This is a genomic window from Arthrobacter sp. Leaf234 (genome assembly GCF_001422665.1).
Lineage (GTDB): Bacteria > Actinomycetota > Actinomycetes > Actinomycetales > Micrococcaceae > Arthrobacter_D.
Genome location: NZ_LMLU01000001.1, coordinates 1442579 through 1466337, shown reverse-complemented (window position 1 = coordinate 1466337; position 23759 = coordinate 1442579). Strand labels below are relative to the sequence as shown.

At 70.7% G+C, this 23759-nt stretch carries 18 protein-coding genes; 6 read left to right on the top strand and 12 right to left on the bottom strand.

The window, feature by feature from the left end:
- Positions 1 to 49: 49 nt before the first annotated feature.
- Both ASF21_RS06880 and galU read right to left on the bottom strand, forming a co-directional pair.
- Positions 50 to 679, bottom strand: a complete 630-nt coding sequence (locus tag ASF21_RS06880; protein ID WP_055768463.1) for a GNAT family N-acetyltransferase — start codon at positions 677 to 679, stop codon at positions 50 to 52.
- Positions 680 to 685: 6 nt separating this feature from the next.
- The gene (gene galU, locus ASF21_RS06875; protein WP_055768460.1) at positions 686 to 1588 is read right to left on the bottom strand and encodes a UTP--glucose-1-phosphate uridylyltransferase GalU; all 903 of its coding nucleotides are present in this window, start codon (positions 1586 to 1588) and stop codon (positions 686 to 688) included.
- A 56-nt stretch (positions 1589 to 1644) separates the two neighbouring features.
- On the opposite strand from galU, the gene ASF21_RS06870 reads away from it, so the two are divergent.
- The 3 genes from ASF21_RS06870 (at position 1645) to ASF21_RS06860 (ending at position 3613) form a co-directional block, all read left to right on the top strand.
- Positions 1645 to 2286 carry a 5-formyltetrahydrofolate cyclo-ligase gene (locus ASF21_RS06870; RefSeq protein WP_055768457.1) on the top strand — a complete coding sequence of 214 codons (642 nt, stop codon included), beginning with the start codon at positions 1645 to 1647 and terminating at the stop codon, positions 2284 to 2286.
- Between the two features lie 81 nt (positions 2287 to 2367).
- Positions 2368 to 2715: an FmdB family zinc ribbon protein gene (locus ASF21_RS06865; protein WP_055768454.1), complete on the top strand. Its 348-nt coding sequence runs from the start codon at positions 2368 to 2370 to the stop codon at positions 2713 to 2715.
- A 286-nt stretch (positions 2716 to 3001) separates the two neighbouring features.
- Positions 3002 to 3613: an RcpC/CpaB family pilus assembly protein gene (locus ASF21_RS06860; protein WP_235498676.1), complete on the top strand. Its 612-nt coding sequence runs from the start codon at positions 3002 to 3004 to the stop codon at positions 3611 to 3613.
- 47 nt (positions 3614 to 3660) lie between these two features.
- On the opposite strand, the gene ASF21_RS06855 is transcribed toward ASF21_RS06860, so the two are convergent.
- From ASF21_RS06855 to ASF21_RS06840, 4 genes are all read right to left on the bottom strand, one after another.
- Positions 3661 to 7746, bottom strand: a complete 4086-nt coding sequence (locus tag ASF21_RS06855; protein WP_055768448.1) for a DUF4011 domain-containing protein — start codon at positions 7744 to 7746, stop codon at positions 3661 to 3663.
- Between the two features lie 93 nt (positions 7747 to 7839).
- Complete coding sequence (gene guaA / locus ASF21_RS06850; RefSeq protein ID WP_055768447.1) at positions 7840 to 9426, bottom strand: glutamine-hydrolyzing GMP synthase; 1587 nt, start codon at positions 9424 to 9426, stop codon at positions 7840 to 7842.
- A gap of 126 nt (positions 9427 to 9552) precedes the next feature.
- Positions 9553 to 10041, bottom strand: coding sequence for a DUF3817 domain-containing protein (locus ASF21_RS06845; RefSeq protein ID WP_055768444.1), 489 nt, complete (start codon positions 10039 to 10041; stop codon positions 9553 to 9555).
- A complete protein-coding gene (locus ASF21_RS06840; protein WP_235498675.1) occupies positions 10034 to 10972 on the bottom strand; it encodes an SURF1 family protein in 939 nt (312 codons plus the stop codon). Before ASF21_RS06840 ends, ASF21_RS06845 begins: the two co-directional genes overlap by 8 nt.
- 131 nt (positions 10973 to 11103) lie before the next feature.
- Between ASF21_RS06840 and ASF21_RS06835 the strand changes: the two genes are divergently transcribed.
- On the top strand, positions 11104 to 12825 hold the full coding sequence (locus ASF21_RS06835; RefSeq protein WP_055768441.1) for an ABC transporter transmembrane domain-containing protein: 1722 nt from the start codon (positions 11104 to 11106) through the stop codon (positions 12823 to 12825).
- Positions 12818 to 14563 (top strand): ABC transporter ATP-binding protein, encoded by a 1746-nt coding sequence (locus tag ASF21_RS06830; RefSeq protein WP_055768438.1) that lies wholly within the window; start codon positions 12818 to 12820, stop codon positions 14561 to 14563. The genes ASF21_RS06835 and ASF21_RS06830 overlap by 8 nt, the downstream gene beginning before the upstream one ends.
- Before the next feature lie 191 nt (positions 14564 to 14754).
- Here ASF21_RS06830 and ASF21_RS06825 read toward each other — a convergent pair whose 3' ends face one another.
- The 4 genes from ASF21_RS06825 to ASF21_RS06810 form a co-directional block, all read right to left on the bottom strand.
- The gene (locus ASF21_RS06825; RefSeq protein WP_055769300.1) at positions 14755 to 15237 is read right to left on the bottom strand and encodes a PTS sugar transporter subunit IIA; all 483 of its coding nucleotides are present in this window, start codon (positions 15235 to 15237) and stop codon (positions 14755 to 14757) included.
- Positions 15238 to 15339: 102 nt separating this feature from the next.
- A complete protein-coding gene (locus ASF21_RS06820) occupies positions 15340 to 17064 on the bottom strand; it encodes a glycerol-3-phosphate dehydrogenase/oxidase (protein ID WP_055769297.1) in 1725 nt (574 codons plus the stop codon).
- A 60-nt stretch (positions 17065 to 17124) separates the two neighbouring features.
- Entirely contained in the window at positions 17125 to 18264 is a 1140-nt protein-coding gene (locus ASF21_RS06815; RefSeq protein ID WP_055768435.1) for a GuaB3 family IMP dehydrogenase-related protein, read from the bottom strand.
- A gap of 156 nt (positions 18265 to 18420) precedes the next feature.
- On the bottom strand, positions 18421 to 18915 hold the full coding sequence (locus ASF21_RS06810; RefSeq protein WP_055768431.1) for an FBP domain-containing protein: 495 nt from the start codon (positions 18913 to 18915) through the stop codon (positions 18421 to 18423).
- A 566-nt stretch (positions 18916 to 19481) separates the two neighbouring features.
- Between ASF21_RS06810 and ASF21_RS06805 the strand changes: the two genes are divergently transcribed.
- On the top strand, positions 19482 to 20183 hold the full coding sequence (locus ASF21_RS06805) for an LmeA family phospholipid-binding protein (protein ID WP_055768428.1): 702 nt from the start codon (positions 19482 to 19484) through the stop codon (positions 20181 to 20183).
- Positions 20184 to 20197: 14 nt separating this feature from the next.
- On the opposite strand, the gene ASF21_RS06800 is transcribed toward ASF21_RS06805, so the two are convergent.
- Complete coding sequence (locus ASF21_RS06800) at positions 20198 to 22027, bottom strand: ABC transporter ATP-binding protein (RefSeq protein WP_055768425.1); 1830 nt, start codon at positions 22025 to 22027, stop codon at positions 20198 to 20200.
- Positions 22028 to 22072: 45 nt separating this feature from the next.
- Positions 22073 to 23689, bottom strand: coding sequence for an IMP dehydrogenase (gene guaB / locus ASF21_RS06795; protein ID WP_414826606.1), 1617 nt, complete (start codon positions 23687 to 23689; stop codon positions 22073 to 22075).
- Positions 23690 to 23759: the final 70 nt, after the last annotated feature.

Below are 23759 nucleotides of genomic sequence, written 5' to 3'. Positions count from 1 at the left end.
GACCGGTGTGTCGGGCCCTAATATGCTGCCCGGGGAATTCGACGGCGCCCTACTGGCCCCGGGACCGCAGGGTTTCCAGCCACGGCATCAGTAGTCCCCGCGGGACCTCCTCCTCCGTCAGCGCGAAACTCCGGTGATCGGCCCACTCCCCGGCGATGTGCAGGTAGCGCGGGCGGAGCCCCTCATCGCGGAATCCCAGCTTCTCGACGACCCTCAGGCTGGCGCGGTTCTCCGGGCGGATGTTGATCTCCATACGGTGCAGGCCCAGGTCCCTGAAACAGAAGTCGGTGGCGAGAGCCACCGCCGTCGGAGCCAGCCCCCGGCCGGCGCGGGCGGAATCCACCCAGTACCCCAGCGTCGCCGACATGGCCGAACCCCACGTGATGCCTGAGACCGTCAGCTGTCCGACGAGCCGCGCATCGCGCGAGCCGGGCTCCTGCTCGGTGATGAGGAACGGCAGGGAGGAACCAGCCCGGGCCTGCGCGGTCAGGGACCGCACCATCTGGTGGTAGGTGGGGAGGAACCCCTCCGGGTCCGGATTCGACGCCTCCCACGGCGCCAGCCAGCGCGCGTTGCGATGGCGCAGCGCCGTCCAGGTTGCCTTGTCCCGATGGCGGATGGGCCTCAGGACCAGGGACCCGGTCCTGAGCGTCACAGGCCAGCCGAGCGCCGACCACATGGCGTGCTAGTCCGAGATGGTCGAGCTGAAGTCCTTGATCCAGGCGCGGAGATCGGGGCCGAGGTCCTCGCGCTCGGAGGCCAGCGTCACCACGGCCTTCAGGTAGCTGAGCTTGTCCCCGGTGTCGTAGCGGCGACCGCGGAAGACCACTCCGTACACGCCTGACCCTTCGCCCTCGGCGGCGGCGAGGGTCTGCAGGGCGTCGGTCAACTGGATCTCGTCCCCGCGTCCCGGGGCCGTCGTCTCGAGGACGTCGAAGACGCGCGGGTGCAGCACGTAACGGCCGATCACGGCCAGGTTGGACGGCGCATCCTCCACCGCCGGCTTCTCGACGAGCTGGTTCACCCGGACGTGGTCCTCGCCGTCGATACCCGTGATGTCGGCGCAGCCGTACGCGCTGATCTGCTCGGGATCCACCTCGATCAGGGCGATGACCGATCCACCCGTTTTCGCCTGCACCTCGATCATGGTCTCGAGGAGGGCGTCACGCTCGTCGATCAGGTCGTCACCGAGGAGGACGGCGAACGGCTCGTCCCCCACGTGCAGCTTGGCACGGAGCACCGCATGGCCGAGACCCTTCGGGTCACCCTGCCGGAGGTAGTGGATGTCACCGAGCTCGGACGGACGGCGGACGGCGGCCAGCTTCTCGTGGTCCCCCTTGGCCTCGAGTGTCTGCTCGATGAAGGGGACGCGGTCGAAGTGGTCCTCGAGCGCCCGCTTGTTCCGCCCCGTGATCATCAGGACGTCCGAGAGGCCGGCGTCGACGGCCTCCTGGACCACGTACTGGATGGCGGGCTTGTCCACGACGGGAAGCATTTCCTTTGGCATCGCCTTGGTTGCAGGAAGGAAGCGGGTCCCCAGGCCGGCCGCAGGGATAACGGCCTTCGTCACGCGTGATCGCAAAGTCATGGCACCACACTACATAACAGGCGGCCGATCGCCGGTTGGATGAGCACAATGGTGGAATGACGCTTCTCCCAGGTGATACGGCCAAGGCCAGGCTGCGCTCCGCGCTCCGGACCGCACGGGCCGACCTCGAGCCCGGCGACCGGCGCGCACAGTCCGTGGACCTCGCGCGTGTGGTGGCGGATCACGCCGACGGGCTGCTGCACGGTGCCGGGGCCCGTCCAGGACCGCGCCCCCTGGTCACGGCCTACCTCGCCGGCGACCCCGAACCCGACACCGCTCCCCTCCTCGCCGAACTCCGGGCCCGTGGGATCGACGTCGTCCTGCCCGTCTGCTATCCCGGCTACCGCCTGTCCTGGGTGCTGTGGTCCCCTGACATCGCACTGGAGCGCTCCGTCCGCGCCCCGGTGCTGGAGCCCGTCGGGCCGCGACGGGCCTTCGGGGATCTCGCCGGCGTCGGACTGATCCTCGTTCCGGCCCTCGGCGTCGACCGCTCCGGGCACCGCGTCGGACAGGGCGGCGGCTACTACGATCGCTTCCTGGCCGAGGTGCCGTCAGCCGTCCCGCGGTGGGGTGTCGTCTACCGCTCGGAGGTGCTGGCCGACGGCGTCATCCCGGTCGAGCCCCATGACCAGCGGCTCGACGGGATCTTCACCGCGGACGGGCCGCTGTACGTCCGGCAGTCGGGTGCAGCGGTGTAGACTGGCACTCGCCCCCGGAGAGTGCCAGCGACAGTCGCACCGAGCCATCCGGGGACCACGACGCTCGCCAGGAGGAACTCCATGCCCATGTACGCCTACGCCTGCAAGGACTGCGGCCACGCCTTCGACATCCAGCAGTCGTTCACGGACGACTCACTGACGGTCTGCCCTGCCTGCGGCGGAGCGCTCCGCAAGAAGTTCAACAGCGTGGGCGTGGTCTTCAAGGGGTCGGGCTTCTACCGCAACGACTCCCGCTCGACCGCGACGAGCACGGACGCCGGGACGACGGCGGCACCGTCCTCCTCGACGTCCTCCACCCCGGACTCGTCCGCTTCGACCTCCTCGTCCTCGTCCTCGTCCTCGAAGGCGACGCAGACCGCGAAGCCGGCGGCCTCCTCGTCCGGCGGCGGGACCGCAGCGGCCTCCTGACCTGACGCACCGGCACCGCGGCATCGACCGGCCGCGTGTCCGTACCACCTGCTCTCCCCGGCTTCCCGTCACGCGCGCGCACCGCCCGGCATGGCGGGCCTGCCTGCACGATGTCCGCACGCTGCCTGCACAACCTCCGCATCGGCGCGTAGCCTCCGTTGCCCACATAGCCCGGCACGCACCACCGCCTCGGGACCATCCCGCCTACGGTCGGTACATGGACCGCTCCGGCCGCCCCCAGGGCCCACCCCTCCGCTATCGCCTCCGCTATCGTCTCCGCAGGAGCGTGCACCGACACAAGAGGCTCTTCGCGGCGCTGCTGTTCTGTGCGGCGGCAGGCGTGGCCGTGGAAGCGGCGGTGGGTCAGGACTACCCGACGACGGCGGTGGTCACGGCAACGCGGGATCTCGCCGTCGGCACGGTCCTCACGGATGCGGACATCGCCGTCGTCCGCCTGCCCGAGGAAGCACTCGCCGTCGGCGCTGCCACCACCACCACGCAGGTCCTGGGTCGACAGGTCGCCGCGCCGGTGTCACTGGGTGCGCCGGTGTCCCGGACGTCGCTGATCGGCGAGGGACTCCTCACCGGCACCCCGCCCGGGACGGTCGCGGTGCCCCTCCGACCGGCCGATCCCGCCGTGGTGCGACTCCTCGCGCCGGGGCAACTGGTCGACGTCATCCTGCGGACGGGTGACGGGTACGAGTCCGCCGCTGGATCGACGGTCCTCGCGCGATCCGTCGCCGTGCTCTGGACGGACGCGGGCGGCGACGTGGGCGGCTGGCCCGGAGCGGGCGACGAGGCCGGACTCGTCGTGGTGGCGGCATCTCCCCAGACCGCTCTCGACCTCGCCGGCTCGTCGAGCGCCGGCGACGTCCATCTGGTGCTGACGGCTCCATGACCGGGTGGACGCCGTCGCCCCTGGACCACGCCCGATGCCGCCTTGCCTCAGCCCCAGTGCGGCGGGCGCTGCTCCTTCAACCACTCGTCGTGGTCACCCTCGGCGTCACCCCATGACCGCGCGTCATCCTCCGCCGCGAGCTTCGGCAGGACGTCGGCGGAGGTCTCCGTCTCGTCACCCGCGCGTCCCACCGCGGTACCGCGGGCCGGGTGCTGCTCGTCCTGTCGCATCCTCGCGGTGTCCTTCCGTGTTCCGGGCTGGTCGGACGCGTCCCGCGGCGGCAGTCCGATGACCGACGCTGCCCGCTCGGCGCATCCGTCCGGATCGGTGAAGACCTCGATGGTCCACAGCGGCAGGTAGCGCCAGCCCATGCGCTCGAGGACCTGCGGACGCAGCCTGCTGCGCTCGCGCACGGACATCGCGCCGTAGCGCTCCGTCCCGTCGGACTCGATGGCCAGCGGCGCGGGCTGCTCGTCCTGCATGCTCGCCGCACTGCCGTCGGCGGCGATGTCCGCGGGCCGCACGGCGACGATGTCGAGGACACCGGCGTAGTGGTCCCAGACGTGAGCCCCGCGGTGCCGGAGGCGGTCCACCAGATCGGCCACCAGCGGATCCTCGTTGCTCTGCGATGCAGCCGTCCCCTGATGCCCGCCGTCACCGAGCTCGCGCTGCAGGAGTTCGAAGAAGTCCAGGGCCCCCGCGGTGAGCCGCTCGGGATCCAGGTCCGCCGGCTGGAAGCAGGTCAGGACGTGCTGGAGTCGCCGGGCGCGGGTCATCGCCATGACGAAGTTGCGCCGCCCGTCGGGAGCGGACAGGGGACCGAAGGAATGCAGGGCGCGGCCGTGGGGGGTGCGCCCGAAGCCCAGCGAGAAGATGATGTCGTCCCGCACCAGTCCCCCTGCCCGCTCGACGGGAACCACGCGGAACGCTTCCCTGCCCGGCGTGAAGAACTCCGCCGCCCAGGGGAACTCCGCCATCTGCAGGCGGATGGCCTCCCCCACGCGTGCCGCATGCCGGGCACTCGCCGTGACGACGGCGAGCGAGAAGCTGGGGCGGTGGCGGATGTGCTCGAAGACCAGTTCCACCACGCGGTTCACCTCGACGGCCACGCTCTCCACGCCGTCGTGCTCCGAACTCGGCATGCCGGTGCCGTTGGGCAGGTACTCGACCACCAGTCCGCGCCCCTCGCCGGTGACCTCGGACGCCTGCGGGAGGCGGGAGAGTTTCCCGTCGTAGAAGGCCTCGCTGAGGTAGGTGTCGAGGCTGCGATCGATCCCGCGGTAGATCTCCGTCAGACCCCGGACGGGCAGGACGCCGCGGAGCGCATCGAAGGCACTGGGCAGGGGCTCGAGCGCGGACGCCCGATCGGCCGACTGCACCTCGATGCTGAACCGGCTGGGCCCTGCGAGGCGGTCGTCGCCGAACACCACGACCTGGCGGGACCGTGCGACGCAGGGCACCGCGCTCTGCAGCGACATCGACTCACCATCGAGGACGACGGCGAGATCGAACCCGTAGCCCTCGGGCACCGCGCCGCGGATGGTGAGTGGACTCACGGCCCACACCGGCAGCAGGGCCGCGACCAGATCCCGGTGCAGGCCCGCGAAGGCCTCGAGGGTCAGGGTGCTGTCCTTGAGTTCCTGCCGGAGGCGGCCGGCGTCCTCCGGATGATCCTCGACCGCGGCTCGCCACCGCTGCGCGAGCGTCCACCGGATGCGCGCCGGTCCCGAGGCGATGTGCGCGTTGTCCGCCAGGCGGAACTCGGCCTCCAGTGTGCGGAGGGACGCACCGTCGGACATGGCCAGGTAGTCGTCGCCACTGATCATGGCTTCCAGGGCGGACTGCCACCAGGCCAGCTCGAGCTCGGAGCCCACACGGTCCATGCCGATCTCCCGCTCCGCCAGATCGTCGAGCAGATCGGCCAGGCCCTGCTCGCGCATCTCGTCGAGGAGCAGCGTCCGTTCCGGCAGCGTCTCGAGGGTCTGCCGGTCCGCAGCGAGGTCGCCGAGGATCACTTCCAGCCCGTCGAGGTCCAGTCCTGCCAGATCGGGTCGGCGCGCCGTGTGGCGGAGGATGCCGGTCAGTTCCGCGAGCCGCGTCTCGACAGCACGATAGGAAGCGTGGATCTCCGCCAGTCCCGTGGGGACGGATGGGTGACGCTCGGTGAGGGCGTACCGTGTCCACAGCGTGCGCTGCTGCTGGACCTCGAGCAGGGAGGTGTGGAGGTCCGAGATGTGCACGCCGGGCCGGATGTACTCCTTGGCCACGCGCCGGAGCCGGGACCGCGTCATGGAGCTCATCTCGATCTCCCGCTCCTTGCGCCAGGAGGAGGGCGCCGTCGCGGAGATGAGGTCCGTGACGGGTCGGTCGAAGATGTCCGGGGTGAACTTGTCCAGGCTCTCGCGGACGGCGACGAGCAGTTCGAGCTGCTCACCCCACTCCCGCACCGTTCCGCCCAGCGTGATGTGCGAGTGCTCTGCGACGCGCTGCACCTTCCCGCGCAGCTCGGGGAGCTCGGTCGAGAGCTGCTCGGCGAGCCCGTGCGCGTGCTCGGTCTCCTTCCGGTTGAGCAGCTGCGCCCCGTACCAGGGACTCTCCGTCGAGGCCTTGCTGAAACTCCCGAGTTCCGCTGCCCGTCGAAGGCGTTCCGTGAGTTCCTGCCGGTTGGCGATCGAGTCGAGGACGCTGCGCTTGAGCCGGACGGTCGTCGACGGCGCCGGGTCGAGCGCCGTCAATCCCGCGAGGGACTGCATGGCCTGATAGGGCGAGCAACCCCAGCGGCTGCGCACGTTGTGCAGGCTCCGGACGTGCTCCGTCAGCTGGTGCCGGTGCCCGGTCAGGGTGGCGTGCAGACTCTCGAGCTGCGGTTCGACCGCCTTCTCGTTGCGGACCAGGGCGCGGATCACCGCTTCGCGCAGCTGCGCGGGACCCGTCTGGCTGCCCACCTGCAGCACCAGGGAGCCGAGGTCCAGCCCGTCCAGGTCCTGCACGAACTCGTTGAGGGTCCCACGGCGCTCGGCCGCGACGACCACCCGCCGACCGGAGGCCGCGGCACGCACCGCGACGTTGAGGGCGGTCTGCGTCTGGCCTGTCCCGGGAGGGGTGGCGACCGCCAGGCTGACCTCGGCGTCCACGAGGTCCAGAACGTCCTGCTGGGCCCGGTCTGCATCGAGCACCAGCAGTTCCTGGCCGGGATCGCGCGCGTCGGGGCCGGGGAACGCGAGGTCATCGGCCGCACCCTTCAGGGCGGACGCGGCGGCCTCGTCACCGCGGGCCGCTCCCACGAGGGCCGAGAGCACAGGGTGGTCCGGATGGAGGGCGGGATCTCCCTTGACGCCGGCGAGGTCCGCGAAGGTGGACACCAGGACGCGGTGCTCCACGGACATGCCGCGCACGCCGTCGGCGAGGATGCGCATGCGCTCCAGGACCGGGTGCGGATCGAACCGTGCGGTCCCGTAGGCGAGGCGGGCGATGGCTCCCGGATCGACGTCGAGTCCCTGCTGGTTCCGGAGGTGCCGGACGAGCGCGGGATTCATCCGGGCCTGTTCGGTGATCTGCAGCTCGTAGTCGTCCTGCGAGGGGTGCACCGTCAACGACACGGCGGTGAGCAGGACGGGGGCGTTGAGCGTCTCCGAACGCCCGGACCCGTCGACAGCGCGCCACGACGCCGTGCCGGCGGCGAGGTAGCCGACGTCGATGCCGCGCTCGGTCCCGAGCTCGAAGATCTTCGCCCGCAGAGCCCGCGCCGCCGCCTTGGCCGCGCTGTACTGCACGGGATCACGCAGGAGGGTGGACAGGCGCGTGCGCCGCCCGGCGAGGAGCTGGGCGAGTCCGGAGGGATGCGCGTGCGTGAGGTCGATACTCGTTCCGGCGGACGGCCGGAAATGGAGCAGCGTATTGCCGACGGCCTGCGGGCCCAGGCCCTCCAGCCATGGCACCAGGAAATCCTGCGCGGACGTGTCGGCGGACGGTTCCCCGGCGACACCCGATGTGCTTCCGGCGGCGTGCGACGATGCTCCCGCCGCGTCCTGCTGGCGATCCGACGGCGTACGTGCCACGTCCCGCTGGTCCTGCTCCGGCACGGCGGCCTTCTTCCCTGCATTGTCACGAGCTGATCTCGACCAGATGGGCATGTCTTCCAAGCTATCCGAAAAGCGGACGGACCCCGCGGATAGCAACGCGGCCCGGGCGGACGGGAGTGGGGCCGGCCCCATCCCCCGGTCCGCTTACTCCCATTCGATGGTTCCCGGCGGCTTGCTCGTCACGTCGAGCACCACGCGGTTGACGCCGTCCACCTCGTTGGTGATGCGGTTGGAGATGCGCGCCAGGAGGTCGTACGGCAGGCGCGACCAGTCCGCGGTCATCGCGTCCTCGCTCGACACGGGGCGCAGCACGATCGGGTGCCCGTACGTCCGTCCGTCGCCCTGGACGCCCACGCTGCGGACATCGGCCAGGAGGACCACCGGCATCTGCCAGACCTCGTTGTCGAGTCCGGCTGCCGTGAGCTCGGCGCGCGCGATGGCGTCGGCCTTGCGCAGGAGGGCGAGGCGCTCCTCCGTGACGTCGCCGACGATCCTGATCCCGAGACCCGGGCCGGGGAACGGCTGTCGTCCGACGATCTCCGCCGGCAGTCCCAGCTGGGCACCGACGGCCCGCACCTCGTCCTTGAAGAGCGTGCGCAGGGGCTCCACGAGTTCGAACTGCAGGTCCTCCGGCAGCCCGCCCACGTTGTGGTGGCTCTTGATGTTCGCTGCACCCTCGCCGCCACCGGATTCGACGACGTCGGGATACAGGGTGCCCTGCACGAGGAACCGGATGGGCTCGCCCTCCGCCTCGGCCTCCCGCATGATCGCGCGCTCGGCTTCCTCGAAGGCACGGATGAATTCACGCCCGATGATCTTGCGCTTGGTCTCCGGGTCCGAGACGCCGGCGAGCGCTTCGAGGAAGCGCTTCTGCTCGTTGGCGACGTGGAGCTTGACCCCCGTGGCCGCGACGAAGTCGCGCTCGACCTGCTCCGCCTCGCCCTCACGCAGGAGCCCGTGGTCCACGAAGACGCAGGTGAGCTGGTCGCCGACCGCGCGCTGCACGAGTGCCGCGGCCACGGCCGAATCCACCCCACCGGACAAACCGCAGATCACCCGCGCATCCCCGATCTGCTCACGGATGCGCTCCACCTGCTCCTCCAGGATGTTGCGCGTGGTCCAGTTCGGATCCAGGCGCGCACCACGGAAGAGGAAGTTCTCGATGACTGCCTGGCCGTGCTGCGAGTGCTTGACCTCCGGGTGCCACTGCACGCCGTACAGCCCCTGGGCCTCGTTGGCGAAGGCGGCGACGGGGGCACCGGCCGTGCTCGCGAGGACCTCGAAGCCCTCGGGAGCCTCCTGCACGCTGTCGCCATGGCTCATCCAGGCGTTCTGGTGCTCGGGCGTCCCCTCGAGGATGGAGCGGGACACTCCGTCGGAGGTGATGTCCGTCGAGCCGTATTCCCTCAGCCCGGTCTTCGCGACGGTGCCACCGAGGACGCTGGCCATGGCCTGGAACCCGTAGCAGATACCGAGCACGGGCACACCGGCCTCGAACAGGTCCGCCTCGACCCTGGGCGCCCCTTCTGCGTACACGCTGGAGGGACCGCCGGAGAGGATGATGGCCGAGGGGTTCTTCGCGAGGATCTCCTGCGTGCTCAGGGTGTGCGGCACGATCTCGGAGTAGACGTCCGCCTCACGGACACGCCGGGCGATCAGCTGGGCGTACTGCGCACCGTAGTCCACGACGAGGACAGGGCGGTGTTCGGAGCCGTTCTCGGGGGTAGTCACCCGTCAACAATAGTCTGCGCACTTCCCTGCCGCACATCAGTCGCCGCGCCGGCCACGGGAGCTGCGGACCGTCCCTGCGGTCGTCACGGCGGGGACGACGCGAACCTACGGGCGCCCGTCGGAGGATCAGTAGCGCGGCGCTGCCTCGGGGTGCTCCGCGAGGTCCTTCTCCGCCTGGGCATGGATCCGCTTCTCCACGACGAAGGACAGCAGGGGGACCACACCGCCGAGCGCGATGAGGATGAAGCGGCTGAAGGGCCAGCGCATGAATTGCCACAGGCGGAAGTCCGCGATGAGGTAGACCACGTACAGCCAGCCGTGCACGATCAGGACGGCCGTCGAGAGATTGAACCCGCCCGCGGTCTCGGCGACGACCTCGGGCAGGAACTGCAGCGGAGCCCCGCCCCCGGCGACGATCTCCGTGCCGTACCCGTACTTCGCCACCATCTCGACGACCACGAGGAGCAGCATCACGCCGGTGGCGTAGGCCAGCACCTTGTAGAGCTTCAGGGCCGAGCGGATCTGCGCATGGGTGCCGCCGAACCGACGCTTCTGCTTCGCCGGCGCGGACCGCCCGGTGGTCCGTGCGGAGGAGTTGCGTGCTGGTTCAGTCACGGTGGGCACCGCTTTCGTGAGGAGTGGTGGTTCTGGTGGCGTCGAAGCTCTCGGAACTGCCGCCGGGGCTGCCCTCGGTGAGGGCGCCACGGGCCTCCTCGGCGGCGTCCGCCGCGTCCTCGAGCATGCGGCGGTGGTCGTCGGCGACGAGCCGCCACCACAGGAAGAAGGCGAATCCGGCGAAGACGAACCATTCGATCGCGTAGAAGATGTTGAGCCAGTTGAGGGGGGTCTCCTGTGGCTGCGGGCCGACGACGACACGGGCCATGTCCGCAGCGAACGGGACCGCCGCACCGCCCACCGACACGTCGGAGGCGACGACGAAGGCCGAGTAGGTCCGGAGGTCCCAGAGATTCGCGAGCTCCGCCGTGGACAGCGTGGGAACCTCTCCCTCGACGGGTCGCTCCACCTCGGGCGCCTCGGGTGGGAGCAGCCGGCCGACGACGGAGGCAGGTCCCTCCTGCTCCGGCAGCGCCGAAGCGTCACCGTCCTCCTGCACCCAGCCGAGCACGACGGGTATGACCGCAGCCCCTGCTGCCGCGGCGTCGCCGGAGGCGGTATCACCGGAGGCGGACTCCGCGGGCGAGGCAGCTGCGTCGGATGCGCCCGCAGCCGGCGTCACGGCGAATCCCTGCACCACCCAGGAGCCTTCGTCGCCCTCGAGGAGCCTGTTCCGGACGAGGACCTGCGTACCGGGCAGGAACTCGCCGTCGAGCGAGACCATCTGGTCAGCGGCCGTGGCGTAGAGCGGGGTGAGGGGCTGGAGCACGTCCGTGAGAGGGCGGACCTGCTCGGTGGTGCTCGGTGCGGGCGGCGGCTCCTCGCGGGAGGAGGTGAACTGCCACTGGCTGAGGAGCACGAAGACCGAGGCGATCGCCATCGCGAGGATCAGCATGAGGATCCATCGAGGCTTGAGCGCGGTCTTCAACACCCCTCCACGGTACTTCGTACCTCTGTAGAACAGCGAATGACGATGAGGAGGATCACTGCCGGCACAGCGACCCGAAAACTGATTGGGAAATCCCTATCGCTTCGTGCGGACGCGGTCTAGGATGGATCCTCGTGCGTGCTTTTCCCTATCCCCTGACCTCCGAGCCGGACCTGCGCTCCCCCGCGCGCTACCTGCTCTGGCTGGGCGGCTTCCAGAAGGCGACGCTCGCCGCGGGGATCCTCCTCGGCACCGTCTGGATGGCATCGCAGGCCGTGATGCCCTTCGTCCTCGGCAGGGCGATCGACGACGGCGTGATCGGCGGGGACGCAGGCGCGCTCCTCGGGTGGGCAGCAGCACTGCTCGGGCTCATGGTGGTGCAGGCGGTCTCGGACACCGCGACCCACCGGGCCGGCGTCAGCAACTGGATGCAGGCGGCCTTCCGGTCCGTCCGCCTGGTCGGCCACAAGATCGCCCGGACCGGGGACGCCCTGCCCACCGCACTCTCGACGGGCGAGGTGGTCTCGACGGCGGCCTCGGACGCCTTCCGGCTCGGTGAGGTCTACGAGGTCCTGACCCGCCTGGCCGGGGCGGCCGCCGCCTGGGTGGTGGTAACCGTCCTGATCTGGCAGACCTCCGCCGTCCTCGGCGTCGTGGTGCTGATCGGCGTCCCGGTGTGCTGCGCGCTGCTGCTGTTCGTGGTGAAACCCATGCAGGCGCGGCAACGCGAGCAGCGCGAGGCCTCGGGCAGGATGACGGCGGTCGGCGCGGACACCGTGGCCGGTCTCCGCGTGCTGCGCGGGATCGGCGGGGAGCACATCTTCGTCGACCGCTACCGCGTGAAATCGGCCGCGACCCGCGACTCCGGCATCCGGGTGGCACACTCCCTCGCGGACCTCGAGGCCTCGCAGGTCTTCATCGCCGGTGCCTTCAGCGTCGTCTTCACCTGGGTCGGCGCGTCCCTGGTGCTCTCCGGTGACATCACGCCGGGCGAACTCGTGGCCCTCTACGGCTTCTCGATCTTCCTCATGACCCCCGTCCGTGCAGCGGCGGACTCCGTGGCCCGCTTCATCCGCGCCCATGTCGGCGCGCGCAAGATCATTGCCGTGCTGTCCGTGGACGCCAACGTCTCGGAGAGCGCGACCACCGTCCCGGCGCCCCCGCCCGGGTCCGTCCTCGTCGACGAGCGCTCCGGCGTCGTCGTCGAGCCCGGCCTGCTCACCGCCGTCGTCTCCCGCGAACCCGCCGAGTCCACCGACGCCGTCACGCGCCTCGGCCGCTTCGAGGACGCCGTCCTCGAGGAGGCCACCGTGCGCTGGGGCGCCGCCGACCTGCGGCACGTCCCGCTCGCCGACATCCGTGCGCGTGTCGTCGTCAGCGAAGCGAGCCCCCACCTGTTCAGCGGTCCGCTCCGTGCCCAGCTCGACCCGCGCGGCACGCACGACGACGGTGCGGTCCTCGCCGCCCTCGAGGCGGCGAGCGCGCTGGACATCCTCGACGGGCTGGAGGGCGGGCTGGACCACGAGGTCACGGAGCGTGGCAGGGGCTTCTCGGGTGGTCAGCGCCAGCGCCTCGTCCTTGCACGCGCCTATCTCACCGAAGCGGAGAACCTGGTGCTGGTGGAGCCGACCAGCGCGGTGGATGCCCACACCGAGCAGCGCATCGCCGCGCGCCTCGCCGGCGCACGCCGGAGCGAGGGCCGGACCACCGTGGTGGTGACGGCGAGCCCCCTGGTGCTGCGGACGATGGACCGCGTCCTGTTCATGGAGGACGGGCGCGTCACGGACCGGGGGACGCACAAGGAGCTCATGACCCGCAACGACGAGTACAGGAACGTGGTGATCCGCAGTGAGTAGCACCGCGAAACTCCCGGTCGCCGCACCCCGGACGGTGCGGGACGAGGCGGCGCGCCTCATCCGGCACCACCGGAAGGGACTCGGTTCCGTGATCGCCCTGTACGTCGGGTCGGCCGTCGCGGGCCTCGCCGGGCCCCTGCTGCTCGGTATCCTCATCGACGCCCTCGCTGCGGGGACGACGTCGGGCTTCGTCGCGGCCGTCTCGCTCGGCATGCTCGGGTTCCTCGCCGTCCAGTCCGTCCTCCGCCGCTTCGCCGTCCGCTCGGGCATGGTCTTCGGGGAGCGTGTCTTCGCGGAGCTGCGCGAGGACTTCCTGCGGGACGTCACCGCCCTTCCGCTCTCCACCGTCGAGAAAGCGGGGACGGGCGATCTCGTGGCCCGCACCACCAACGACATCGACGCCGTGTCCCACACGGTGCGCTTCGGCGTACCGCAGGTCGTCGTGTCCGTCGTGACGATCGTCCTGACCCTCGGCGCCGCCGTCGTCACCTCGCCCGTGCTGTCCCTCGCCCTCCTCGTCGGGCTGCCGCTGCTCTGGCCGGCGACACGCTGGTACCTCAGGCGCAGCGCGGCCGGCTACATGCGTGAGCGCGAGACGTACGCCGTGGTGAACGGCACCATCACCGAGACCATCGAGGGCGCGCGCACCGTGGACGCGCTGAGCCTCGGGGGCCAGCGCCGCAAGGACCTCGACGACGCCCTCGGGTCGAGCTTCCGGGCCGAGCGCTACACGCTGTGGCTGCGCTCCGTGCTCTTCCCCGCCGCCGACATCGCCTTCTGGCTGCCCGCCGCGGCGGTGCTGCTGTGGGGCGGCTGGCTCGCCGGTCAGGGCCTCGTGACCCCGGGCGCGGTGGCAGCCGTCGCGCTCTTCGCGGTGCGGCTCATCGACCCCGTGGACCTGCTGATCATGTGGACCGACGAGATCCAGGTGGGTGCTGCCTCGCTGGCGCGGATCGTCGGCATCAAGGACGTCGAGCCGGACCGCCGGGCGACGACGGCGGAGCCTGTCGACGAGGACATCGTGGTCTCGGGTGCCAGCTACGCCTACCGCCCCGGCCACGACGTCCTGCACGCGGTGGACCTGACCCTGGTGCGCGGGGAGCGCCTGGCCGTCGTCGGACCGTCGGGGGCCGGGAAGTCGACGCTGGGACGCCTGATCGCGGGGATCCACCCGCCGACATCGGGCTCGGTCACCGTGGGCGGCGTGCCGCTCGTGGACCGGCCGCTCGACGACCTGCGGCGCGAGGTGGCACTCGTGACGCAGGAGCACCACGTCTTCGTGGGCTCGGTGTCCGACAACGTGCGGCTCGGGCGCGCGGACGCCGGCGACGGCGAGATCGAGGACGCGCTGCGCAGCGTCGGGGCGCTGGACTGGGTCAAGCAGCTCCCGGAGGGCGTGGAGACCGAGGTGGGTTCCGGTGCCTACGAGCTCGCTCCGGCCCAGGCGCAGGAACTCGCCCTGGCCCGGCTGATCCTCGCCGATCCGCACACGCTGGTCCTGGACGAGGCGACGTCGCTGATCGATCCGCAGGCCGCCCGTGATCTGGAGCGCTCGCTGAACGCGGTCCTGGAGGGCCGCACTGTCGTCGCGATCGCCCACCGGCTGCACACCGCGCACGACGCCGACCGTGTGGCCGTGGTGGAGGAGGGCCGCATCGCGGAGCTCGGCTCGCACGACGAGCTGCTGGCGCTCGGTGGGGCGTACGCCTCGCTCTGGAACTCCTGGCGGAGCGAGTAAGCGGAGCACGTCGGTGGAGCATGTCGGTGGAGCACTGAGGCGGGACCCCCGCAGCCGCGGCTCCGCCCTCCCGCCGGGCCTGGCCGTCGTTCCCGGGTTCTGAGGCAGGTCCGGCGTGTCGGTACAGGACACGCCGCGTCGGAGGACCGGAGGAACCGGACGGTGCGGACGAAGGGACGCCCGCCGGGGCCCTAGTGGTCGAAGAACACCAGCGAGGAGTTGATGAGCTCCGCGATGACCTCGGCGTCGTGCGCGCGACGCAGTGACTCGCGGAAGTTCTCCTTGAAGAGGCTGCGCGCGATCGTCGCGAGGACCTCCAGGTGCTCCGAGAAGGACTGCGCGGGGGTGGCCATGAGGAGCACGAGGGTGGCGGGCCCGTCCACCGCGCCGAAGTCCAGGCTGTGGCCGAAGCGCGTGACCCCGACGGCGATCGACGTCTGGTTCACGTATTCGCTGCGCGCGTGGGGCAGGCCGACGCCGCCCGGCAGGCCCGTCGCCATCTGGTGCTCGCGGGAGTTCACCTGGTCGAGGAAGGCCTGCAGGTCCGAGATGCGCCCGGCCGCATGCAGGCGGCTCGCGAGCTGCGCTGCCGCGTCCTCCTTGGAGGCCGCCTCCATCTCGAGGATCACGAGGTCCGGTGTGGTCAGCAGGGCGTCGTGCAGCTCGGAGGACAGGTCGCTCACTGTGTGCCTTTCGAAGGTCCCGCGGCCGCGGCCACCGGGTGCCCGGTCGCCGCGCGCCGGTGAGGAGCGCTCGTCGCGGCCCGCCCGGCTCTCCTAGCTTAGCGGGACAATATCGTGCACACCCATGCGTGCACTGTCCGCCGAGACGTCGTCGGGCTGCTCCTGGCTGAGCCGCTCCGCATCCACCCGCGCGCGGTAGTGCGTGACCTCGCGCTCGGCCTGCTGCTCGCTCCAGCCGAGGATCGGCGCCATGAGTTCGGCCACGACGGGAGCCGCGGACACGCCGCGGTCCCAGGACTCGATGGAGATCCTGGTGCGTCGCGTGAGGACGTCGTCGACGTGCCGGGCACCCTCGTGGGTGACGGCGAAGACGACCTCCGCGCGGAGGTAGTCGTCCGCGCCGGGCAGCGGCCGGCCGAGCGAGGGGTCCTCGCGGATGAGGTCCATCACCTCCGTGGCCTGCGTGCCGAAGCGCTGCAGGAGGTGTTCGACGCGCGCGACGTGCACGCCGGCGTCGTCGGCCAGCCTGGCCCGCATGTTCCAGGCCGCCCGGTAGCCCTCGGCGCCCAGCAGCGGGACGGTCTCGGTGCAGCTCTCGGGCACCTTCTCGTCGAGAGCGCGGGTCGCCTCGTCCACGGCGTCCTTCGCCATGACCCGGTATGTGGTCCACTTGCCGCCGGCGACGACGACGAGCCCCGGCACGGGGTGCGCGACGACGTGTTCGCGGGACAGTTTCGCGGTGGAATCGTTCTCACCCGCGAGGAGCGGCCGCAGCCCGGCGTACACACCCTCGACGTCCTCGCGCGTCAGGGGCCGCTTGAGGACCTTGTTGACGTGCTCCAGCACGTAGTCGATGTCCTTCGAGGTGGCTGCCGGGTGTGCCTTGTCCAGGTCCCAGTCGGTGTCCGTGGTGCCGATGATCCAGTGGCGTCCCCAGGGGATGACGAAGAGCACGGACTTCTCGGTGCGGAGGATCAGGCCCACCGTGGACTGGAAGCGGTCGCGGGGTACCACGAGATGGATGCCCTTGGACGCCCTGACCTTCATCTGGCCGCGATCGGTGACCATCGCCTGGGTCTCGTCCGTCCAGACCCCGGTCGCGTTCACGACCTGCTTGGCGCGGATCTCGAACACGTCCCCGCTCTCCTGGTCCTTGACCCGGGCCCCGACCACGCGCTCGCCCTCGCGGAGGAAGTCGACGACGCTGACGCGGTTCGCGGCCCGGGCACCGTAGTGCTGCGCCGTGCGCACCATGTTGACCACGTAGCGGGCGTCGTCGACCTGGGCGTCGTAGTACCTGATGGAGCCCACCATGGCGTCGTCCTTGAGGCTGGGAGCGGCGCGGAGCGTGCCCTTCCGGCTCAGGTGCTTGTGGAAGGGGACACCGCGCGAGTTGCCGCCGGTCATGCTCATGGCGTCGTACAGGGCGATCCCCGCGCCCACGTAGGGACGCTCGACGAAGCGCTTGGTCAATGGGTAGAGGAAAGGGACGGGCTTGACGAGGTGCGGCGCGATGCGCTGGATCAGCAGTCCGCGTTCCTTCAGCGCCTCCTGGACGAGCGCGAAATCGAGCATCTCCAGATAGCGCAGCCCGCCGTGGATCAGCTTCGAGGAGCGCGACGACGTTCCCGACGCCCAGTCGCGGGCCTCGACGATTCCGGTGGAGAGTCCACGCGTGACGGCGTCGAGCGCGGCACCGACGCCCACCACTCCTCCGCCGACGATCAGGAGGTCGAGTTCCCTGCCCGGCTCCGTCGTGTCCCTGAGCGCCCTCAGCGCGTCGTCGCGGTCCTGCGGACTGAGTGCACCGGATGCCATGGCCATACCCTTCGTCGGGAGGTTGTGAGCCCCTGGGGAGCTACGGCAACTGTAATCCCATCAGTCGTTGGAGACATAGGGCGAGAGGACCACTTCCACCCGCTGGAACTCCTTCAGGTCCGAATAGCCGGTGGTGGCCATCGCCCGGCGCAGCGCACCGATCAGGTTCGAGGTCCCGTCCGTGTGGTGCGAGGGACCCCACAGCACCTCCTTGAGCGGTCCGACGGTGCCGATGGCGACCCTGTCGCCACGCGGCAGTTCGTGGTGGTGCGCCTCCTGGCCCCAGTGCCAGCCCTGCCCGGGCGCCTCCTCGGCCCGGGCGAGCGCAGACCCGAGCATGACGGCGTCGGCCCCCATGGCGATCGCCTTCACGATGTCGCCGCTGACGCCCATCCCGCCGTCGGCGATGACGTGCACGTACCGACCGCCGGACTCGTCCAGGTAGTCGCGGCGGGCGCCGGCGACGTCGGAGATGGCGGACGCGAGTGGCGAGTGGATCCCGAGCGCGCGGCGCGTGGTGGTGGTGGCACCGCCGCCGAAGCCGACGAGGACGCCCGCGGCGCCGGTCCGCATGAGGTGCAGCGCGGGCGTGTAGCCGGCTGCGCCGCCGACGATCACGGGGACGTCGAGCTCGTAGATGAACTTCTTGAGGTCCAGCGGCTGCTCGTTCTTGGAGACGTGCTCGGCGGACACCGTGGTGCCGCGGATGACGAAGATGTCCACGCCCGCGGCGAGGACGGTCTTGTAGAACTGCTGGGTGCGCTGCGGGGTGAGCGATCCCGCGACCGTCACGCCGGCCTCGCGGATCTCGGCCAGGCGGCTGGTGATGAGCTCGGCGCGGATCGGTGCCTCGTAGAGCTCCTGCATGCGCAGCGTCGCGGCGGGGCTGAAGTCCCCGGCACTCAGCCCGGCGATCTCGTCCAGCACCGGCTGCGGATCCTCGTACCGGGTCCACAGTCCTTCGAGGTTCAGGACACCGAGGCCGCCGAGTCGACCCAGGGCGATGGCCGTGGCCGGGGACATCACCGAGTCCATCGGCGCCGCGATGACGGGCATCTCGAACTGGTAGGCGTCGATCTGCCAGCCGACCGAGACGTCGAGGGGGTCCCGGGTCCGGCGGGAGGGCACCACCGCCACGTCGTCCAGCGAATATGCCCTGCGTCCGCGCTTGCTTCGGCCGATCTCGATCTCGTAAGTCACTGCTCTAGGTTAGCCCAGCACGCGTACCGTCCCGGCGGCGTCGACGCTCCGTGACGCCGCCGGGACGGCCTGACGCCGGTGTCCCGGCGGCGTGACCAGGCGGGTCCGGCCTACCAGGTCGGAGGTCCCGCCCCAGGGCCGGGACCTCCGACCGGACTACTGCCGCCGCACGCGGTCCAGGAACTGCGCGGTCCGGTCCTGGAGTCCGGCGATCTGGCGGCGCACGACGACGGCGGGGTCCGGGTGGATCTCGCTCGCGGGAGGCTGCCGGCGGACGTTCGAGGAACAGACGAAGTCCGCGCAGATCAGGGTCCCGACGCTGTTGCCGTCGCGCCCGGACTGGCCGGCACGGCGGGCGACCCAGAGCAGGACGTCCTCCTTCGAGTACACGTCGCGGCACAGCTCGCAGAGCACCGAGCGGTTCTTCCGCGCCCCGCCTTCGGGGGCGCGCAGGAGGATGCCCGTGAGCCCACGGTCGGTCGGCAGCACCAGGTAGCCGCGCAACGGCATCTTCTCGTCACGCCAGCCGAGGACGTCGAGCCCGTCCCAGTCGAGGGTGGCGAGGTTCCTGGGCGGCGTGAGCTTGGCGGCCTCGGACCGCGTGGCGTTGATGAAGGAGGAACGGATGGCGGAGCTGGAGACAGGAAGCATGGATGAACACCTTTGCAGAGGAGGATCGAGGGGATGCGCGCTCTGCCGGCGCCGGGCACGGGGGACCGCGTCGAGGGGTCCCGTGGGAGGAACCGCCGCGAGGCGGGCGGTCCTGCGGTGTCAGCCCTGTGGGCTGTCCGCTGCATGCTGGTGGGCCGGCGACGGCAGGGGCGCACAGCAGCCCCTTCGGGCCACCCCGCTCACCGCGGCGCTCCGGGCCTTCGAGGTCCCCAGCATGCTCAACCGTCCTTGTTCCGCGACCATCGTTCCGTGATCGTCCTGCCCGGCTATCCTCTCAGGAGCCGCGGACGCAGCGCAAAGCCGCCCCGCCGTCGGGATCAGCCCGCCGTCGTCGTCGGCCCTGGACCGCCCATGACCACCACGCCGGCGCAGTCGGCGCGTCGCCCGTCCCGCCCGTCCCCGCCGGCGCAGCCGGTCCGCGCCGCCCGGCGCGGCCCCGACGGTCGGCCGCGTGCCTCGATCCCGCCCCCTGGCCAGGGACCTGCAGGGCCCGTTGCGCCGGGCGGCGTTTCGCCCTCCCCCACCGGACACGCCAGACTGGCCTCATGACATGGACACGCGCCCGGGACTGGCTGATCGGCGCGGCCGGGATGGTGGTGCTCGTCCTCATCGCGGGCAGCGTCCTCTGGTGGATCGTCAGTGAGCCGGCCGACGCCGGATCGGCCGGGCCCGTCCCGTCCGCGCCGTCGTCGTCATCCCCGGACGGCGGTGCCGGCGCCCCTGCGCCGCCCGCGGACCTGTCCGACGACGAGGTGTGGTTCGGGGACCTCCGGCTCGACGCGGGTACCGTGCTCGCCTCGGGCTCGATGCTGACGGACGTGCGCGCCGCCGGCCGTGACGTGGTGACGGGCCCGGACGGCCTGGTCGCCGCGGAGCTCACCGTCGACGCGACCGTCCCCTTCGACGTCGTCGCGGCCGACCTGGGCGGCGGTGCGGAGGTGCGCCCGGCGGAGGACGGTCAGGCTACCGTGGTCCGCACCGTCGAGGCACTCGGCCGCGACCTGCGCGTCACCGCGACCGGCACCGTCGACGTCGAGGACGGCCGCCTCGTCCTCGAGCCACGTTCCATCGACGTCGGGGGGCCGGACTTCCTCTCCGGCGCGATCGCAGCGATCGTCCGCAACTCCGTGTCCCTCGAGCACGAGATCGAGGGACTGCCGGAGGGTCTCGTCCTCGAGGACGTCGTGGTGCGCGACGACGGGTTCCGCGCTGCGCTCATGGGTGAGGACGTCCTCCTCCGGCCGTGACGCGGCGCTGCCCGTTAGTCCTCGGGGAGCTGGCTCTCGAACATCCGGAAGTACCGTCCGCGGAGCGCCACCAGTTCCCGGTGCGTGCCGGATTCGACGACCCGCCCGTCCTCGAGCATGTGCACGATATCTGCCTTCTCGATCGTCGCCAGGCGGTGGCTGATGGCGATGATGGTGCGGCTCCGGTCGGCGAACAGGCGGGTGAAGATGCGGTGCTCGGCGAGGGCGTCGATGGCCGATGTCGGCTCGTCCATGACGACGAACGGCGCGTCGCGGTAGAAGTTGCGGGCCATCGCGAGACGCTGCCACTGGCCGCCCGAGAGACCGCTGCCCTTCCGGCCGCGCGGGTCCTCCATCCAGTTGCTCACGTAGTTCTCGAAGCCGTTGGGCATCTTCTCGATGAACTCCATCGCCTCGGCGTCCCGCGCGGCGCGGCGCACCCGCTCGTCGTCACGCGGGCGGTGCACATCGCCGAAGTAGATGTTGTTCTCGGCGGTGGCGAACTCGTACCGCAGGAAGTCCTGCGACATCACCGCCAGGTGCTGGTGCCAGTCGTCGATCCCGATGTCCCGGAGGTCGCGTCCGTCGAGCAGCACCTCGCCCTTGCTGGGCTGGTAGAGGCCCGCGAGGACACGGATCAGCGTGGACTTCCCCGCCCCGTTCTCCCCCACGATCGCGACGTGCGTCCCACGCTCGAAGGACATCGAGACGCCCCTGAGCACCTCGGCCTCGCCGCCTGCGTAGGTGAAGTGGATGTCCCTGAGCTCGACGGCGGACGGAGCCGCCTCCAGGCGCCCCGTCGCCGAGGTGGACAGCGGGAAGTCCATGAACTGCTCGTAGTCCTTGAGGTTCGCGAGGTCCTCGTCGATGGAGCTCAGCGAGGACACGAGGTTGTTCGCGGTGCTCAGGGCCCGGCTGACGATCTGCTGCACGTAGAGGAACTGGCCCACGGGCTGCGCGCGGGCGATGATCTGCCCCACGATCCACACCAGGGCGAGGAGTTCCGCGCCGTACTGCAGTGCATCGGCGAGGAGCTGCTTGGGGATGTAGCGCTTCTGGAAATCGAGCCGCCGTTTCTCGTCGGCGTCCCGCAGCGTCGAGCGCAGCCCCATCAGGTAGCGGACGATCCCGTACAGGCGCATCTCGGCGATGTGCTGCGGCTTCATGAGGTTGTTCTCGATCATGCGCCGCTGGCGGCGCGAATCCACCTGCGTGTTCCAGTGCGCCATCTGCTCGCGCGAGAGGCGGAACTGCAGGTACACGCTGGGGATGATGGCGACGAGGACGATCAGCGCGATCCACCAGCTCACGAGCAGGAGCGCCCCGATCGCGAGGACCACGGACGCCAGCTGGGTGAAGATGGCCGCGATGCGGTCGAGCACCCGCGCGTAGGAGTCGGAGAAACGGCGCGCCCGGTCGTAGAGGTCCACCGTCTCCTTGTCGTCGTACCGCCAGAACTCGAGGGCGAGGAACCGCTCGTACATGCGGTCACCGACGATCGCACCGACGCGGAAACTGAGGACCTGCTGGATGTAGCGGTCCACGCTCGTGAAGGCACCCCACAGGAGCCCGAGGACGGCGGTGACGATCACGTAGGTGATGGCCGCCCGGCCGGCGTCGGGCTCACCCGCATAGGCGGCCGCGAGGGCCGTCGTCGTGAGTGAGGCGAAGTAGGTGGTCACGAGCGGCAGCACCGCGGAGATCAGGGAGCCGGCGACCTTCATCGCCACGGCGCCCGGCGACGCCTTCGCGCTGACGGCGAGGACCTGCCCCACAGCGCGCGCGTAGGGCCCGAGGCGGAGCTTGCGGCGGGCCGTGGCCTCGGGCTGCGGCAGTCCGCTCATACGGCATCAGCCCCCTCGGTGAGGGGGCTGATGCCGGGGGCTGCGCTACTTGGAACCGTAGTTGGGTGCCTCCACCGTCATCTGGATGTCGTGCGGGTGGGACTCCTTGAGCCCGGCCGCCGTGATGCGGACGAACTTGCCCTTCGCCTTCAGCTCCGGGATGGTGCGCGCACCGGTGTAGAACATGGTCTGGCGGAGGCCGCCGACGAGCTGGTAGGCCACGGACGCCAGCGGACCGCGGTAGGCCACACGCCCCTCGATGCCCTCCGGGATGAGCTTGTCGTCACCCGTGACATCCGCCTGGAAGTAGCGGTCCTTCGAGTAGGACGTGTTCTTGCCGCGCGTCTGCATGGCCCCGAGCGAGCCCATGCCGCGGTAGGTCTTGAACTGCTTGCCGTTGACGAAGATCAGCTCACCCGGTGCCTCGGCGGATCCCGCCAGGAGCGAGCCGAGCATCACGGTGTCCGCGCCGGCCACGATGGCCTTGCCGATGTCTCCCGAGTACTGGAGCCCGCCGTCCGCGATGACCGGGACCCCGGCGGGGATGGCCGCCTTGGCCGACTCGTAGATGGCGGTGACCTGGGGCACACCGACTCCGGCGACCACGCGCGTGGTGCAGATGGAACCCGGGCCCACGCCGACCTTGATGCCGTCCGCCCCCGCGTCGATGAGCGCCTGGGCACCCTCGCGCGTCGCCGCCTGGCCGCCGATGATGTCGACGTGCGCCGCCGACGGCTCGGCCTTCAGGCGGGAGATCATCTCGAGCACACCCGCGCTGTGACCGTTGGCGGTATCGACGAACAAGGCGTCGACGCCCGCCTCGACGAGGGTCATGGCCCGCTCCCAGCCGTCGCCGAAGAACCCGATGGCGGCCCCCACCCGGAGGCGTCCGTCGTCGTCCTTCGTGGACAGGGGGTACTGCTCAGCCTTCGTGAAGTCCTTCACGGTGATGAGGCCCCGGAGGATGCCTTCGCCGTCGACCAGCGGAAGCTTCTCGATCTTGTTCTTCGCCAGGAGGTTGATCGCGTCGTCACCGCTGATGCCCACCTGCCCGGTGACGAGCGGCATCTTCGTCATGACGTCGTGCACGCGGGTGGTCGGGAAGTCCCGCTCGAGCACGAAGCGCGTGTCCCGGTTGGTGACGATCCCGAGCAGGTGCCCGGCGTCGTCGACGACGGGCAGGCCGGAGACGCGGTAGTGGCCGCAGAGCTCGTCCAGTTCCTGGAGGGTGGCAGCGGGACCGATGGTCAGCGGGTTGGTGATCATGCCGGACTCGCTGCGCTTCACGCGGTCCACCTGGTCCGCCTGGTCCTGGATGGACAGGTTGCGGTGGATGACGCCGAGGCCGCCCTGCCGCGCCATGGCGACGGCCATGCGGGACTCGGTGACGGTGTCCATGGCCGAGGAGAGCAGGGGCGTGCGCACCGTGATGCGCTTCGAGATGCGCGAGGAGGTATCGGCCTCGGAAGGGATGACATCGGTGTGGCCGGGGAGGAGGAGCACGTCGTCGTACGTCAGGCCGATGAATCCGAAGGGGTCGTGGGTCTGGTTCTGGCCGGACTGCTCGCTCACTGCTGCGCCTCTTTCGGTGTCGCCCGATGGGAGTGGGGTGGGGCCTTCGGCGCTGACGCCGGCGGGCTCTGCCAGTCTAGAACGGTTCATCGGGGTGCCCTATTCCGGTGACAGCGCTCACGTCACCGGCCGGGCGAGCCGCCCGGCCGGACCTGATCCG

Bases quoted from the DNA above. Each gene is read 5' to 3' on its own strand.
- ASF21_RS06880 (WP_055768463.1), bottom strand. From the start codon at position 679: ATGTGGTCGGCGCTCGGCTGGCCTGTGACGCTCAGGACCGGGTCCCTG.
- galU (WP_055768460.1), bottom strand. From the start codon at position 1,588: ATGACTTTGCGATCACGCGTGACGAAGGCCGTTATCCCTGCGGCCGGC.
- ASF21_RS06870 (WP_055768457.1), top strand. From the start codon at position 1,645: ATGACGCTTCTCCCAGGTGATACGGCCAAGGCCAGGCTGCGCTCCGCG.
- ASF21_RS06865 (WP_055768454.1), top strand. From the start codon at position 2,368: ATGCCCATGTACGCCTACGCCTGCAAGGACTGCGGCCACGCCTTCGAC.
- ASF21_RS06855 (WP_055768448.1), bottom strand. From the start codon at position 7,746: ATGCCCATCTGGTCGAGATCAGCTCGTGACAATGCAGGGAAGAAGGCC.
- ASF21_RS06820 (WP_055769297.1), bottom strand. From the start codon at position 17,064: ATGGCATCCGGTGCACTCAGTCCGCAGGACCGCGACGACGCGCTGAGG.
- ASF21_RS06810 (WP_055768431.1), bottom strand. From the start codon at position 18,915: ATGCTTCCTGTCTCCAGCTCCGCCATCCGTTCCTCCTTCATCAACGCC.
- ASF21_RS06805 (WP_055768428.1), top strand. From the start codon at position 19,482: ATGACATGGACACGCGCCCGGGACTGGCTGATCGGCGCGGCCGGGATG.
- ASF21_RS06800 (WP_055768425.1), bottom strand. From the start codon at position 22,027: ATGAGCGGACTGCCGCAGCCCGAGGCCACGGCCCGCCGCAAGCTCCGC.
- guaB (WP_414826606.1), bottom strand. From the start codon at position 23,689: ATGAACCGTTCTAGACTGGCAGAGCCCGCCGGCGTCAGCGCCGAAGGC.